Consider the following 14249-nt stretch of genomic DNA (forward strand, 5'->3'; position numbering starts at 1 on the left):
GTGTCCACCCGAAGGCGGGGAGAGCTGCGGAAAGGCCCGGACGACCCGACCGGCACCGGTGCTCCGATCGATGTCTGCTCCGGCCGGGCTGTCGTCGCTGGGCCAATGCTGAGGTATTGCCGACGACGGCGGAAATGCACCGCCTGGGGCGGCGCGATCCGCGCTCGGTCAGCGGGCCTGGGCCTGGGTCGGGTCGGGCATCGGCTCGCCGGTCTCCAGCAGGGTCTTGAGGCTGGCCAGCAGCTCGGGCCAGCCGCCGCTGCCGTCGAGTTGGCCGCTGATCGCCCGGTGCATCTCACTGTCGGGGGAGAAGCCGTCGTGGATGACTGTCAGCCGGACGGTCGACCCGCTGTGCGGCGCGATCTCGAATGTCACGGTCGAGCGGCGCTCACCGAGCCGGGCGGCCAACTCCTCGGCGGACCAGCCGAAGTGCGTGGCGTGTTCGGCCTGGAAGCCGTGCCAGCTGTAGGAGAGCCGACGGTACGGCTCGGCGACGAGCACCCGCTGGCCGAGGTCGCGCGGCTCGCCGTCGGGTGCGTCCTGCCACAGCACGGGTGACCCGACCTGCCAGTCCGACACCAGCGCGACTCCACCCCAGTAGCGTCTGGTGAACGCCGGTTCGGTGAGCGCGGACCAGAGTCGCCGCGCGGTGGTGCTGACGTAGGTGGTGTAGACGAAGGTCGGGCTCTCCATGGGTTGTCGCTCCAATGCGGTGGTCAGGTCGGCCAGGGTGGCAGCGCGTTCGCGGTCGTAGCGGCTGAGCCACCGGTCGGCGATGGCGTTGATCGGGGCGGCGTTGAGGTAGTGCAGCTTCTCCCGGCCGCGCCGCACGGTCGTGACGAGATCGGCTGCCTCCAGCACCGACAGGTGCTTGCTGACGGCCTGCCGGGTGCCGGCCAGCCCGTCGCACAGCTCCCGCAGGGTCTGGCCGTTGCGCTCGTTGAGCCGGTCCAGCAGTCGACGCCTGCTGGGGTCGGCCAGCGCCCGGAACGCGTCGTCCATCGACCCTCCTCGCAACAGGCAACCATTCGGTTGCTCGTCACGTTAGGCAACCAATGGGTTGCCTGTCAATCCGACCGCGGGCGGCCTTCTCTCGCAGGGATAAATCCGCTGGCGGCCCGGGGAGACGCTGGTAGGTTCGCTCGCCGTGACACGGAACGTGGGAGCCGGCCTGGGACCGGTCTTCGCCAAACTCTGGGCGGCGAGCACCCTCTCGGCCCTGGGCAGCGGCCTGGCCACCGTCGCCGCGCCGCTCTTCGTCGCGTCGCGTACCGATGACCCGCTCGTGGTCGCCGGGGCGTCCGCCGTGGCCTGGCTGCCGTGGCTGCTCTTCGCCCTGCCCGGCGGGGTGCTGGTGGACCGGATGGACCGACGCCGCCTGATGATCGTCATCGACCTGATCCGGGTGGCCGCGCTCACCGTTCTGGCCACGGCGATCCTCAGCGGTCGAGGTGGGGTGGTGCTGCTGTTCGCGGTGCTGTTCCTGGTCAACACCGGTGAGATCGTGTTCCGCGCGGCGAGCCAGGCCATGGTGCCGGTGGTGGTGCCACGGCACCGCCTGGAGCGTGCCAACGGCTGGCTCAGTGGCGGCGCCACCCTCATGCACAGCATGCTCGCCGGCCCGCTCGGCGGCTTCCTGTTCGCGCTCTCGGCGGGCAGCCCGTTCCTGGTCAACGCCGTCACGTACGCCCTCAGCGCCGTGCTGGTGGCACTGATCGGCGGGGACTTCCGGGCCGCCATCGGCGACACGCACGCACGCCCTACCCGCTCGATGGGCGGCGAGATCGCCGAGGGACTGCGCTGGCTGGCCAACCAGCGGCTGCTGCGCACGATGGCGGTGCTGATCGGTCTGCTCAACGTGACCCTCACCGCCGCGCTCGCGGTGCTGGTGCTGCTCGCCGCCGAGCGGCTGGGACTCGGGTCTGTCGGCTACGGACTGCTCTTCACCTGCATGGCCAGCGGTGGGGTGCTCGGCGCCCTCCTCGGCGACCGGATCGTCGCCCGGATCAGCGCCACCTGGACGATCCGGGTCGGCCTGCTCATCGAGGCGGGGCTGCACCTGGCGTTGGCGGCGTCCCGCAGCACCATCGTGGTCGGGTTCGCGCTGTTCGCCTTCGGCGTGCACGGCGGCCTCTGGAACATCGTGTCGAACTCACTGCGCCAACGACTCACCCCACCGAACCTGCAGGGCCGGGTGGCCAGCACGAATCTCTTCGTCGCGGCGGGCGGCAACTGCGTGGGCGCGCTGCTGGGCGGGCTGCTCGCCGCCCGATTCGGCATCACCGCGCCGTACTGGGTCGGGTTGGTGGTGGCGATCGGCGTCTCCGCGGCCACCTGGCGGGTCTTCAACCGCGCCGCCGTCGCGCACGCCTACGCCGACCCACCCCCGGTCGAGTCGCCCGCCCCGGTGGCCTGAGCGCCGATCCGGCCCATCCCGTGGTCGCGGGCGACGGTGTGGCAGCGTGGTGCCTGTGACCGACTCCGCGCCGCTCGACGTCGACCTCGCGCTGCTCGGCGGTGGCGGCGCCGCGTCGTTGCTGCTCGCCGCACTGGACCGCCACGGTGTCCGGGATCTGCGGATCGCCATCGTCGACCCGGTGCGCCGACGCGGTCAGGACCGCACCTGGGCGTTCTGGGGTCACCCGGACAGCGACCTGGAACCGCTGCTCAGCGCGAGCTGGCAACAGGTCGAGGTGGCGACTGCGGCGCGACGCCGCGTCCTGGACCTCACCCCGCTGCGGTACGCCATGCTCCGCTCCGGCCCGGTCTACGACCGGGCTGCCGACGCCGAGCGTCGCCTGCACGCCACCCGGATCGTCGCACCCGCCGAGACGGTGCGCGACGACGGGGACCGGGTGCTGGTGGGCACCGGCGACGGGCGCGGCGTACGGGCCGGCTGGGTGCTCGACTCCCGCCCCCGCCCGCCGACGCGAGCGGGGCGGACCACCTGGTTGCAGCACTTCCGGGGGTGGTGGCTGGAGGCGGACCGGCCGGTGTTCGACCCGACGCGTGCGGTGCTGATGGACTTCCGTACCCCGCAGCCGCCCCGCGGCGTCTCCTTCGGGTACGTGCTGCCAGTCAGCGACCGCTACGCCCTGGTCGAGTACACCGAGTTCTCACCGGACCTGCTCACCGACGCCGGGTACGACGCGGCGTTGGCCGGCTACCGGGATCTGCTCGGGCTGGATCCGAGCGGGCTGCGGGTGCGCGAGGTGGAGAACGGGGTGATCCCGATGACCGACGCGCCGTTCCCGGCCCGGCCGACTCCCCGCGTGGTGCGGCTCGGCACTGCCGGTGGCGCGACCCGCCCCTCCACCGGCTTCACCTTCTCCGCCATGTACCGCCAGGCGGATCAGGTGGCCCGCGCCCTCGCCGCGGGCCGCCCGCCGGTGCCCGCGCCGGCGTACCCGCGCCGGCACCGTTGGATGGACGCGGTGGCGCTGCGCGCGCTGGACCGGGGTGGGGTGGGCGGTCCCGAGTTCTTCGACCGGCTCTTCGACCGTAACCCGGCCGAGCGGGTGCTGCGCTTCCTCGACGGCGGCACCACTCCGGCCGAGGAGATCGCGATCATGAATTCGACCCGGCTGTTGCCGATGATCGCCGCGACCGCCGGCGACGCCGTACACCGGGTCCGCGACCGGCTACGCCCCATCCGGCCAGCGCCGGCCATCCCACCAGCGGTGGTGGGTTCGGCGCCGACGGTGCGGCGCGCCGGCCCCCCGAGCGGGGAGGACGAGGTCCGCGCCCGGTAGGTTGCCGGGCATGGTGGACGCGGCGGCCGGCAGGGGCGTGCAGATCTGGACCGACGGGGCGTGTAGCGGCAACCCGGGTCCGGGTGGTTGGGGCGCGCTGCTGCGCTACGGCGATCACGAGCGGGAGCTGTGCGGCGGTGAGGCCACGCCCACCACCAACAACCGGATGGAGCTGATGGCGGCCATCCAGGCGTTGGAGAGCCTCAACCGGCCGGTCACCGTGGAACTGCACACCGACAGCACGTACGTGCGCAACGGCATCACCAGTTGGCTGGCATCGTGGAAGCGCAACGGTTGGCGGACCGCCGCGAAGCAGCCGGTGAAGAACGCCGACCTGTGGCAGCGGCTGGAGGCGGCCTGCGAACGGCACGAGGTCACCTGGCTGTGGGTCAAGGGGCACAACGGCCACCCGGAGAACGAGCGGGCCGACCGGCTCGCCAACAAAGGCATGACCGAGGCCCGGGGCGCGCTGACCAGCCGGTGATCCCGGATCAGCGGGTCGCGTCGGGGTGCCCCGGCATGCTCGACCCGCCGCCGCTGCTGCCCGACGAGCCACCGGCGACGCCCGAGTTGTCGGGCTCGGTCACGATGTCCGGCCGGACGTCGGTGTCCGCCGGTGCGGGGACCTCGGTGTCCGCCTCGACCTGCACCAGTGCCGCCTGGCCGACCTCGTCCTCGCTGTGCTGCGGGTCGCCCGGCTGCTCACCCTGGCGATTTCGGTAGCCCACGCCGTGCCCCCCGTCGATGCCGGTTCGCGTCGGCGCTGGCTACCCGGCGTCGTCCCGGCCGAAACCTGACCCGCCGGCGGGGACCGCCGAGCCGACCGTCTCGGCCTGCGGCGCGGCGGACGGCAGCCGCAGCGTCCGGCGGCGGCTGAGCGCGACGATCAGCGCCAGCGCGAGCGCGCCGACGACCACCAGGAACGCCCAGGTGTTACCGAGGTGGTCGTTGACCACGCCACTGGTCGCGGAGCCGGCGGCGATGCCGAGCTGTCCGGCCGTCTGCAACCACCCGTACGTCTCGGGGAGCCGGACCGCCGGAGTGGACCGGGCGAGGATCTCGTCGGTGACGGCGAGGAACGGTGCCAGCGCGAGACCGAAGGCCGCCAGCGCGACGGCCATCTGCGGCACGGTGCGTGGCAGCAGCAGCGCCACCGAGGTGGCGGCGTTCCTAGCGGCGACGGCCCCGACGGGCGGGGGAGCGAACCGGCTGACGGACCGGGGTGAGCGGCAGCGCCGTCCAGTGCGCCGGCCGGGTGAGCGTCTGCGGCAGCCCGGTGTGGGTGTCACCCCGGGCGGCGTCCAGTTGGGTCTGGTGCAGGAACAGCGTGCGCCGCAGGTCCGCGCCCCGCAGGTCGGCCCCGCGCAGGTCCGCGCCGGTGACGTCGGCCAGGCTGAGGTCCGCCCCGCGCAGGTCGGCGCCGATGAGCAGCGCCCCGCGCAGGTTGGCCCGGCGGAGGTCGACGCGGCGCAGGTCCACCCCGAGCAGGTGCGCGCCCCGCCGGTCGACGCCGCCGGGGGCACGGGCCGCGTCGCTGGCCCGGGACAGCAGCGGGTTGACCCGGTTCCGCTGGTCGGCGACGTCCACCGCGCGAAGGTCCGCCGGGCCACCCTCGGTGAGCGTCAGCGTCTCGGCGCGGGCGCGTTCCAGCTCGGCGCGCAGGTCGCTCGGCGGGCGCAGCGCCACCGCCTCGGTGAGGTACCAGAGCAGTTCGTGCAGCGGTCGCAGCACCGCGAACGCCTCCGCCATCGCCGGTAACGTTTCCGGCGCGTCCCGCCAGTCCCGCCCGCCGAAGGTCACCTGGGCGACCTGCTGCCCGGCGCCGAAGCAGTCGAACACCGTGCAGCCGGGAAACCCACGCTGCCGCAGCTCGGTGTGGATGCCGCAGCGGTGGTCGGGGCGCAGGTTGGGGCAGGGCGATCCGGCCGGCTTGTCGATGGCGAAGTCCGCGGACGCGGCGAAGGCGGGCACCACGCAGCACAGCCCGAAGCAGCGTCCGCAGTCGGCGCGCAGCTGCTCCGCCCCGGACGGCGGTGCGGTGCGGTGCGACACGCCGACGGTCCCTCCTGGCGATCAGGGTTGGGCCACCATTGTTTCCTGTGCCGGGCACACGGGTCCCTCGGGGGTCACCGTGCGTGTGTGTCACCGGCCGTCGCGGGGCGGGGGGCCGGGGTACGGGCATCGCCCGGTGGCGGCACCAGTCGGCGGACGTCCCGCTCGCCGTCGTCGTGCCCGTACTTCTGGTCGAAGTGCCGTTTCACCACGTCGGCCGGGGTCCGGTCCCCGTCGGCGGGCTCGGCCAGCGCGAACACGCCGGGTGCCGCCCCGGGCGCGCGGGGCGGCAGCACCGCTCGCACCGTCAGTGGCCCGGTCACCCGGAACCCCCGGCAGTCGACGTAGTGCTGCCCGTCCACAGTCACGAACGGCACGCGTACCTCGACCACGTCCGACTCGTCGTGGCGCAGCGTGACCGTGACCGACCAGTACCGGTCCAGGTCGAGGGTGGCCTGCTGGTGCTCCCACAGCTCCTCGAACCGGGCGTGCACGAACCCGCCCCACGGGCTGTCCATGTCCACCTCGAGCTGCGGCACGTTGAACGACAGCTTCCCGATCGGGAAGAACGAGATCAGCGCCCGCCCGTCCCACTGGTAGAGCTGGATCGACGGCGACGCGTCGTAGAGCCGGACCTGGAGGCGGTGGCGCAGCCGCGAGTCGAGCGCGTCGGCGAACGCGGCCAGGTGGCGCAGGTTCGTGCGGATCTGCCGGGGCACGTCCACCCGTTGCCGTTCCAGCTCCTCGGAGCGTTGCTGGGCGGCGGTGCAGTCGGGGTCGAGCAGGAGCAACTGCACCTGGGCGCCGTTGGCCAGCGCCGCGCGCACCGCGCTCAGCGTCTCCTCCCGGTGCCGTTGCTCCAGCAGGATCGTCCAGGTGTCGAGGATGCGCACCCGACGCCCGCAGCGGTGCAGCCGCGTCACGAACGCCTGCTGGTCGAAGCTGAGGTGCTCCTGCACCCGCGCCTTGCGGGCCTCCTCGAACAACGGGTCGAAGATGACGTACGAGATGGCCGCGAGGACCACGCTGGCCCCGAGGTTGAGCAGCAGGTCGCTGAGGAAGCCGGTGCTGCGCCAGGCGGCCAGCAGCATGACGACGGCGATCGCGAAGAGTGCCCCACCCACGACGAAGGCCCGTCGTTGCCGCCCACCCCGCCCAGCCCACCCGGGCATCAGGTCCCCTTCCGTCGTCGGTCGGCCCCACCGCCGCTTGCTGCTCACCGGAGTTCGGAGGATACGTGCCCGCTTTGCTGCGCGCTGTCCCGTTCTCCGAGCGGCTGGTTCGCCGCTCGGACCCGCTCCGGTGCTCATAGGGTGACGGTAACGGAGTCGTGCGAACACGGAGGGTGGCGGGGTGGACGAGAGCGAACGCGAGCAGGCGCTTCTCACGGTCCTGACCACCGAGCACTACGCGTTGCAGACCTCTCGCGCCGGCACCATCGCCGAGGCCACCGGCCGCGCCACCATCTTCCTGTCCGTACTGTCGGCGGCGCTGATCGGCCTCGGCTTCGTCGCCAGTAACGACAAGCTGGTCCGGCCCTACCTGGCCGCGGTGCTCCCCACGCTTGTCATCATCGGGGTGCTGACGTTTCTGCGGCTGGTGGAGACCACAGTGGAGAACTCGTTGGACCTGCTGCGGATCCAACGCATCCGGGCCTACTACCAACACCAGCTCGCCGGCGAGCACGACTTCTTCGCCGACGCGGTGGTGGCCGGCGACGCCATGAGCACCGCCTGGAACCTGGTCGGCACGCGTCCGGGGCGGTGGGAGTTCCTGCTGACCACTGCCGCGCTCGTGGGCGCGGTCAACGCGGTGCTGACCGGACTCGGCATCGCGCTGGTGGCCGCGACCGTCGGGGCCGGGGTCGGGCTGACGGTTGTGGTCGGGGTGCTGGTCGCTGTGGTGGCGTTCGGCGTGCAGTTCGCGTACATCGTCCGGGCGTCGGCCGCATCGATGCGCTGACGCAGTCGCTCACACCGACCGCCAGTCGTCGTTCGTCAACGCCGTGGCCTGCGGGCCCATCAGAGACATGCCCCCGTCGACCGGCCAGGACGCGCCGGTGACGTAGCTGGCGGCGGGGGAGGCGAGCAGCGCGACCACGGCGGCCACCTCCCGGGCGTCGCCCGGCCGTCCCAGCGGCACGCCGGGCCGTTCCTGGGTGAACGGGTCGACATCCTCCTGGTCGGTCATCGGCGTGGCGATCTCGCCCGGGGCGACGGCGTTGACGGTGATCCCGTCGGCGGCCAACTCCTGCGCCATCACCCGGGTCAGCAGTCCGAGCCCGCCCTTCGCGGCGCAGTACGCGGCGGAGCCCACCCGGGGCGCGTGCTCGTGCACGCTGGTGATGTTGATGATCCGCCCGCCGGCACCGGTGGCCCGCATCCGTCGCGCGGCCCGCTGGGCGCACAGGAAGGGCGCGTCCAGGTCGACGGTGAGCACCTCGCGCCACTGCTCCCACCCGGTGTCGACGAACGGCGCCGAGGCCCCGATGCCGGCGTTGTTGACCAGCACCCCGATGCCGCCCAGCCGGTCGGCCAGCTCGTCCACCACCGCCGCCGCCTCCGGCAGCCGGGTCAGGTCCACCTCGGCGACCTCGCAGCGCCGCCCCGTCGCGCGGACCTCGGTGGCCGTCCGCTCCGCGCCGTCGGGGTCGCCGTACCAGGTGATGCCGATCTCGAAGCCGGCCTCGGCCAGCGCCACCGCGCAGGCCTTGCCGATGCCGGAGTCCGCGCCGGTGACGACGGCGATCCTGGGGTAGTTCTCGTATCGCTGTGGCATGCTGCCGCACTACCCCGGCAGGGCCGGCCCAACCACCACGGGGACCACGACTGCGCTGCCGGCGGCGTACGGTCGCCTGATGCGGATCACCCGGTTCACGCACGCCTGTGTCCGCGTCGAGCACGACGGCGGGGTGCTGGTCGTCGACCCGGGGACGTGGAGCGAGCCGCAGGCCCTGGTCGGCGCGGACGCCGTCCTGGTCACTCACGAGCACACCGACCATATAGACGTGTTGCGGCTCGCCGGTCTCGGTGTCCCCGTGTACGCGCCGGAGGGCGCACGCCTGCCGGATCTCGCCCCGCTGCCGGTGAGCCGGGTCCGGGCGGGCGAGCGCTTCACGGCGGCCGGCATTGCGGTCAGCGCGCACGGCGGCCGGCACGCCCCGATCCACGAGGGGCAGCCCGACTGCCCGAACCTCGGCTATCTGATCGGCGGCGAGCTCTACCACCCGGGCGACGCCCTGCACGTGCCGGACGAGCCGGTGCGCACCCTGCTCGTCCCGGCCCAGGGGTCCTGGGTACGCCTCGACGAGGCGATCCGGTTCGCCAGCGCCGTGGGCGCGGCGGCGGCGTACCCGATCCACGACGCGCAGCTCAACGACCGCGGTCTGGCCAGCGTCGCGGGTTGGTTCGCCGAGACGATCCCCGGCTACCGTCACCTGCTGCCCGGCGACAGCGTCTGATCCGTCGCCGGGGTGCGGAAACGGGGCGCGGCGGCGGTGAGCACCGCGGCGGCCGTCGGGGCGGACCACCCGTCGGTCAGCTCCGTCACGAGGTCGGCGACCAGCCGGCTCACGGCCGGCCCGCCACCCGGGTGCAGCGCCTCGGCGACGATCAGCACCGACGAGGTGCCCGCCCGCACGGCCGACCACCCGCTCTGCCGGTTCGTCCACCGTCGGGCGTGTGCCCGCCCGGCGGAGTCGACGAAGGTCACCTCGCCCGGCTCGGGATGCTCGGTGTCGCCCGCGAAACTCAGGTACGTCTCGTCGCCGTGTGCCGGCCGGACCACCAGGTCGCCGTCGACCCGGTCCAGGTCGAGCGCCGCGACCGGGATGGCGTACGCGGCCGAGATGGCGTTGCAGAGGTCGACGAGCGGGTGCACCCGGGGCAGTTCGCCGTCGAGGCGTAGCCGGCGTAGCAGCGCCTCGGCGGCGCACCGGTACTTGGTGGGTCGCAGCCCCATCGCCGCGTACGCCCGCCGCCACGCCTGGATCTCCGGGAACCCGCTCTCGGCCCCACCGGCCAACCGCCGCCGTGCCTCGGCGAGATGATCGGCAGTGGGTGCCGCCACGTCGGCGTCGGCGGTGATCCCGGCGGCCTGCACCACGCCGGCGACCAGGTCGGGGTACGTGTCACGGAGCTGCGGAGAATGTTCGAACTGCACTGTGGTCCTATCGTTCGGTGAGGGCGAGGGTCACGCCGAGCGCGACGAACGTGCCGGCAGCGGATCGGCGCAGCCAGTCGGTGACCCGGGGTCGGGTCAGCACCCGGTCGCGTACCCGGGCCGCGAAGATGCCGTAGCCGCTGAACACCACGAAGGTGAGCAGCATGAACACCGCGCCGCAGCCGAGCATCGCCCGGGTCGAGCCCGGTGCCGTGGTGTCGACGAACTGCGGCAGGAACGCGACGAAGAACATCGTCGGCTTCGGGTTGAGCAGGTTGACCAGCACCCCGGAGACGATCACCCGGATCGCCGAGCGGGGCGGGGCGTCGGTGGTCACCGCGAAGGCGTCGCGGTCCCGCGCCATGGACCAGGCCAGGTAGAGCAGGTAGCCGACACCGAGGTAGCGGACGGTCTCGAACGCCACCGCGCTGGTCTGCATCAGCGCGGCCAGCCCGGTCATCGCGGCCAGCAGGTGTGGCAACGTCCCCAGCGTGCAGGCGAACGCGGCCAGCACCCCGGCCCGCGCACCCCGCGACAGGCCGGCGGAGAGCGTGAAGATCACCCCGGTGCCGGGGGTGACCACCACGATCAGCGTGGTGATCAGGAACGGGATGGTCACGGTTGTCCTCCGACGGAGTTGGCAGGTCTGGCTCCTGCTCACTCTGCTGCCACAATGGTCCGATGGGCAGAGCCAAAGCGACTGCGTCCGAGGGGTCCATATCGGCCGGGTCCGACTTCCTGCACCTGACCATCGCCGACGCGACGCCGGGCAGGCGCGCCGCCTGGCTGACCGACCGGCTGCGGCAGGCCATCGCCGAAGGACGGGTGCCGGTCGGTGACCGGCTGCCCCCGACCCGGGTGCTCGCCGCCGACCTCGGTGTCTCCCGGGGCGTGGTCACCGAGGCGTACCAGCGCCTCACCGAGGAAGGGCACATCGCCGGTCGAGGTCGGGCCGGCACCGTCGTCGTGGCCGCGCCGGCAACGCCCACACCCACAGCGGCCGCCGTGCCGGCACCGGTCACGACCTTCCCGCCGGCACCGGGCACCGACATCTTCGACGCGGTACGCGCGGCGCACGCCAGCATCGACCTGACGCCCGGCGTACCCGATCTGGCCGCCTTTCCCCGCGCGGACTGGCTGCGCGCCGAACGGAGCGTGCTGCGCCGCCTCGCCGCCACCGACCTCGGCTACGGCGACCCCTGTGGCACGCCCGTGCTGCGACAGGCCGTCGCCGCCTGGTTGGCCCGTAACCGCGGTATCGGCGTCGACCCCACCGAGGTGATCATCGTGGCCGGCGTCTCCCAGGCGCTCGGGCTGCTCGCCCAGGCACTCACCGCTGCCGGCGTCGACCGGATCGCCGTCGAGGACCCGGGCTCACTCGGGGTGCGACAGCACCTGAACAACTGGGGGATGGACACCCCGCCGATCACCGTCGACGACGCCGGGCTGCGCGTCGACGAGTTGGTCGCCAGCGGCGTACCGGCCGTGATGCTCACCCCCGCGCACCAGTTCCCGACCGGCGTGGTGCTCGACGGTGACCGCCGCCGCCAACTCGTCGCCTGGGCGCGGGCCGGCGGTCTGATCATCGAGGACGACTACGACGCCGAGCACCGCTACGACCGGCCTCCGGTGCCGGCGCTGCGTGGCCTGCTGCCCGAGCAGGTCTGCTACGCCGGCAGCGTCTCCAAACTGCTCGCCCCCGCCCTGCGGGTCGGCTGGCTGCTCGTGCCGGCGCGGCTGCGCGAGGCAGTGGTGGCCGCCAAGCGCAACGCCGACCTGGGCAACGCCGTGCTACCGCAACTGGTGCTGGCGGAGTTGATGACCTCCGGCGCCTTCGAGCGGCATCTAAGGCTGCTGCGCCGCCGACACATCCGCCGGCGGGACGCCATGATCACCGCGCTGGCCCGCGCGTTGCCGTCGGCGACGGTGCACGGCGCCGCCGCCGGCCTGCACCTGATGATCACGCTGGACGACACAGTTGTCGACACCGAGCTGGCGGCGGCGACGCTGGCGCGCGGGGTGAAGGTCCAACCGCTGTCCTGGCACTGCCAGCGGCCGTACCGGCCCGGTCTCGTGCTCGGCTACGCGGCCTGTACGCCCACCGAGATCGAGGACGGCGTCGCCGCTGTCGCCGCCGCGCTCGACCTGGATCAGCGCTTGACGTCGTAGACCACCTTGAGGATCCCGTTCCTCCGGGACGAACCCGCTCCGGCTCAGCCCAGGAACAGCTGGACGAGGACCAGCACGGCGAGCAGCGCCGGCCCCCGTGACCCCTGACGCAGCAGGTCGACCGGGATCATCCCGAACGGTGTGTTCACCGTCGCGCCGCCGTAGTCGATCGGCGGGCGGGTGCCGGCCCGGAACGCGGCGGCGACCACCCCCAGCGCCAGCGTCGGCGCCAGCCAGGCCGGCCCCGGGTCGACCGTCGGCACTGTCAGCAACCACCACAGGCCCGCGCCGACAGCCGGCACCACCACGTGGATCCCGCGCAGCAGGTTGTCGCTGCCACCGAGCGCCCGGCGCAGCCCCGATGAGCGGCTGACCGACCGCAGACCGCCGGTCAGCCGGTTGGCGGCGAGGTACGCGAACACCACCTGCGCGGCCCCGGCCAACCCGGGCAGGGCGAGCGCGGCAGCGTACTGCACCCCGATCAGCGCCGCCCAGATCAGCACGGCGCTCGGGTGGCGGCGCAACCGGCGTACGTCGGCCTGGAGCAGCGCCCACCAGCCGGGGCCGGGCCGGAACCGGCGGCTGCGGACCCGGCCGATCCGGCGCCAGCGGCGGCTCTCCACCAGGCCGGTGAGCAGGCTCGGATCCAGCAGGATGGTGGCCGTGGCGGCGGCGTTGGCGAACTGCGCGCCGGTGGTAAGGGTGGCCCTGTCGACCCGGGGCAACGCGCGTACCGCGAGGATCACGCCCAAGCCCACGAGGGGCACCGCGGCGGCGAACAACGCGACGGTCGGCGTGGTCGCCGGCCGGGGCAGCCCGTCGCCGAGACTACCGACGAGCACCACCAGGGCGGTGATCACCGCCGCCGCCACCATCGGCACCGCCCCGACCACAGTCGGCCAGCGTCGCCCTGAGCGGCTGCCCTGGGCGACGACGCTGAGCGCCAACGCGGCAGCGCCCCACCCCGCGCCGGCCGCCGCCGCCCAGCCCAGGGCGGACGGTTCGCTGGCCCCGCCGAGCGCCGCCACCGCCACTGCGAGCGCCGCGGTGCCGACCGCCGAGCCCAGCAGCAGGAGGACGAAACGCGGCGCCAGCCACGCCCGCCTGTCGATGGGGGCGCTTGTCGCCCAGCTCTGCGTCGCCGGGGTGACCAGCAACGGACCGAGCGCGCGCAGACCACGCCAGGCCAGCCCCGCGCCGGCCAGCAGCGCGGCGACCGCCAGCCACCACCGCACGCCCGGTTCGGCCCGCCCCACAGTCGGAGAATCCAGCAGGTCGCGGCTGGCGCTGATCGCGAACCAGCCGTACATGCCCACGAACAGGACCATGACGTACGCGTCGCCGAGCACGTCACCGAGGGAATGGTCGTGGTGCCGGCCGCGGGCCTTGCGCAGGTGCGTCCGCACCTGCCGGGCGGTCGGCACCCCGACCGGCGTGTCGGCGATGGTGGCCGGCGCGGCGGTCACTTGCCGATCTCGATGCGCTCGTCGACCACCGCGTCGATCAGCTCCGGGTCGTGCGAGGCCAGCAGCACGGCGGTGCCCGCGGCCCGTTCCCGGAGCAGACGGTCGGCGAGCCACTGCCGCCCGCGGACGTCCAGCCGCTGCTCGGGCTCGTCCAGGATCAGCACCCGGCGGGGCCGGACGAAACAGGACGCCAACGCCAGCCGGCGGCGCTGCCCGCTGGACAGCGTCACGGGCAGTTGGTCGCGGGCCGGCTCCAGACCCAGCTCGGTGAGCACCTCCTCGACCGGCTCGGCGTCACCCCCGTGGGCGTACGCGACCAACTCCAGGTGCTCGACCACCGACAGGTCGGGGAAGAAATCGATGTCGTCAAGGGCGGCCGCCACCAGCGCCCGCACCTGAGGATCGGTCTCGTCGGCGCGGCGGCCCTGTACCAGCACCTCACCCGCGTCCGGCCGGTCGGCGCCGACGACACACCGCAGCAGAGTCGTCTTGCCGCTGCCATTCGGACCCAGCACCACGGCGATCCGGCCCGCCGGGAGCGTGAAGCTCACCTCGTCGAGCACTACCAGGTTGCCGAAGTTGCGACTGAGTCCCCGTACCGAGAGCGCGTCCACGATCACAGAGTCTCCCAGAGCCACACCACCGACCA

At 73.3% G+C, this 14249-nt stretch carries 16 protein-coding genes; 6 read left to right on the forward strand and 10 right to left on the reverse strand.

Features of this window, described 5'->3' with window-relative positions; genetic code table 11:
* Positions 1-168 precede the first annotated feature (168 nt).
* Positions 169-1002, reverse strand: a complete 834-nt coding sequence (locus AB0B94_RS10490; RefSeq protein ID WP_357271218.1) for a metalloregulator ArsR/SmtB family transcription factor — start codon at positions 1000-1002, stop codon at positions 169-171.
* Positions 1003-1147: 145 nt separating this feature from the next.
* Here AB0B94_RS10490 and AB0B94_RS10495 point away from each other — a divergent pair, with 145 nt between their 5' ends.
* Genes AB0B94_RS10495 through rnhA form a run of 3 tightly spaced genes read left to right on the forward strand, consistent with a single transcriptional unit; the run spans position 1148 to position 4236 of the window.
* Positions 1148-2416 (forward strand): MFS transporter, encoded by a 1269-nt coding sequence (locus AB0B94_RS10495; RefSeq protein ID WP_357271221.1) that lies wholly within the window; start codon positions 1148-1150, stop codon positions 2414-2416.
* Between the two features lie 55 nt (positions 2417-2471).
* On the forward strand, positions 2472-3752 hold the full coding sequence (locus AB0B94_RS10500) for a lycopene cyclase family protein (protein WP_357271224.1): 1281 nt from the start codon (positions 2472-2474) through the stop codon (positions 3750-3752).
* Between the two features lie 10 nt (positions 3753-3762).
* Complete coding sequence (gene rnhA / locus AB0B94_RS10505) at positions 3763-4236, forward strand: ribonuclease HI (RefSeq protein WP_238670758.1); 474 nt, start codon at positions 3763-3765, stop codon at positions 4234-4236.
* A gap of 7 nt (positions 4237-4243) precedes the next feature.
* Here rnhA and AB0B94_RS10510 read toward each other — a convergent pair whose 3' ends face one another.
* The 4 genes from AB0B94_RS10510 to AB0B94_RS10525 form a co-directional block, all read right to left on the reverse strand.
* Positions 4244-4480 carry a preprotein translocase YidC gene (locus AB0B94_RS10510; RefSeq protein WP_357271228.1) on the reverse strand — a complete coding sequence of 79 codons (237 nt, stop codon included), beginning with the start codon at positions 4478-4480 and terminating at the stop codon, positions 4244-4246.
* 39 nt (positions 4481-4519) lie between these two features.
* Positions 4520-5041, reverse strand: coding sequence for an MFS transporter (locus AB0B94_RS10515; protein WP_357271232.1), 522 nt, complete (start codon positions 5039-5041; stop codon positions 4520-4522).
* Complete coding sequence (locus AB0B94_RS10520; protein WP_357271235.1) at positions 4923-5804, reverse strand: pentapeptide repeat-containing protein; 882 nt, start codon at positions 5802-5804, stop codon at positions 4923-4925. The genes AB0B94_RS10515 and AB0B94_RS10520 overlap by 119 nt, the downstream gene beginning before the upstream one ends.
* 74 nt (positions 5805-5878) lie before the next feature.
* On the reverse strand, positions 5879-6976 hold the full coding sequence (locus tag AB0B94_RS10525) for a DUF5919 domain-containing protein (protein WP_357271238.1): 1098 nt from the start codon (positions 6974-6976) through the stop codon (positions 5879-5881).
* Between the two features lie 181 nt (positions 6977-7157).
* Here AB0B94_RS10525 and AB0B94_RS10530 point away from each other — a divergent pair, with 181 nt between their 5' ends.
* Positions 7158-7766: a hypothetical protein gene (locus tag AB0B94_RS10530; RefSeq protein WP_357271241.1), complete on the forward strand. Its 609-nt coding sequence runs from the start codon at positions 7158-7160 to the stop codon at positions 7764-7766.
* Between the two features lie 9 nt (positions 7767-7775).
* On the opposite strand, the gene AB0B94_RS10535 is transcribed toward AB0B94_RS10530, so the two are convergent.
* Positions 7776-8582, reverse strand: coding sequence for an SDR family oxidoreductase (locus AB0B94_RS10535; RefSeq protein ID WP_357271244.1), 807 nt, complete (start codon positions 8580-8582; stop codon positions 7776-7778).
* Between the two features lie 79 nt (positions 8583-8661).
* On the opposite strand from AB0B94_RS10535, the gene AB0B94_RS10540 reads away from it, so the two are divergent.
* A complete protein-coding gene (locus tag AB0B94_RS10540; protein WP_357271248.1) occupies positions 8662-9264 on the forward strand; it encodes an MBL fold metallo-hydrolase in 603 nt (200 codons plus the stop codon).
* Here AB0B94_RS10540 and AB0B94_RS10545 read toward each other — a convergent pair.
* Complete coding sequence (locus tag AB0B94_RS10545) at positions 9237-9965, reverse strand: phenylalanine--tRNA ligase beta subunit-related protein (protein WP_357271251.1); 729 nt, start codon at positions 9963-9965, stop codon at positions 9237-9239. The two genes, AB0B94_RS10540 and AB0B94_RS10545, sit on opposite strands and share 28 nt — an antisense overlap.
* Before the next feature lie 7 nt (positions 9966-9972).
* Positions 9973-10584: a LysE family translocator gene (locus AB0B94_RS10550; protein WP_091406584.1), complete on the reverse strand. Its 612-nt coding sequence runs from the start codon at positions 10582-10584 to the stop codon at positions 9973-9975.
* Between the two features lie 62 nt (positions 10585-10646).
* Here AB0B94_RS10550 and AB0B94_RS10555 point away from each other — a divergent pair, with 62 nt between their 5' ends.
* Positions 10647-12134: a PLP-dependent aminotransferase family protein gene (locus AB0B94_RS10555; protein ID WP_357271255.1), complete on the forward strand. Its 1488-nt coding sequence runs from the start codon at positions 10647-10649 to the stop codon at positions 12132-12134.
* A 44-nt stretch (positions 12135-12178) separates the two neighbouring features.
* Here AB0B94_RS10555 and AB0B94_RS10560 read toward each other — a convergent pair whose 3' ends face one another.
* Together AB0B94_RS10560 and AB0B94_RS10565 are read right to left on the reverse strand one after the other, a co-directional pair.
* Positions 12179-13600 carry a DUF6297 family protein gene (locus AB0B94_RS10560; RefSeq protein WP_357271258.1) on the reverse strand — a complete coding sequence of 474 codons (1422 nt, stop codon included), beginning with the start codon at positions 13598-13600 and terminating at the stop codon, positions 12179-12181.
* The gene (locus tag AB0B94_RS10565) at positions 13597-14220 is read right to left on the reverse strand and encodes an ABC transporter ATP-binding protein (protein WP_357271261.1); all 624 of its coding nucleotides are present in this window, start codon (positions 14218-14220) and stop codon (positions 13597-13599) included. The genes AB0B94_RS10560 and AB0B94_RS10565 overlap by 4 nt, the downstream gene beginning before the upstream one ends.
* Positions 14221-14249 lie beyond the last annotated feature (29 nt).

Source organism: Micromonospora sp. NPDC048986, from assembly GCF_040649335.1.
In the GTDB taxonomy this organism is placed as follows: Bacteria; Actinomycetota; Actinomycetes; order Mycobacteriales; family Micromonosporaceae; genus Micromonospora; species Micromonospora alfalfae.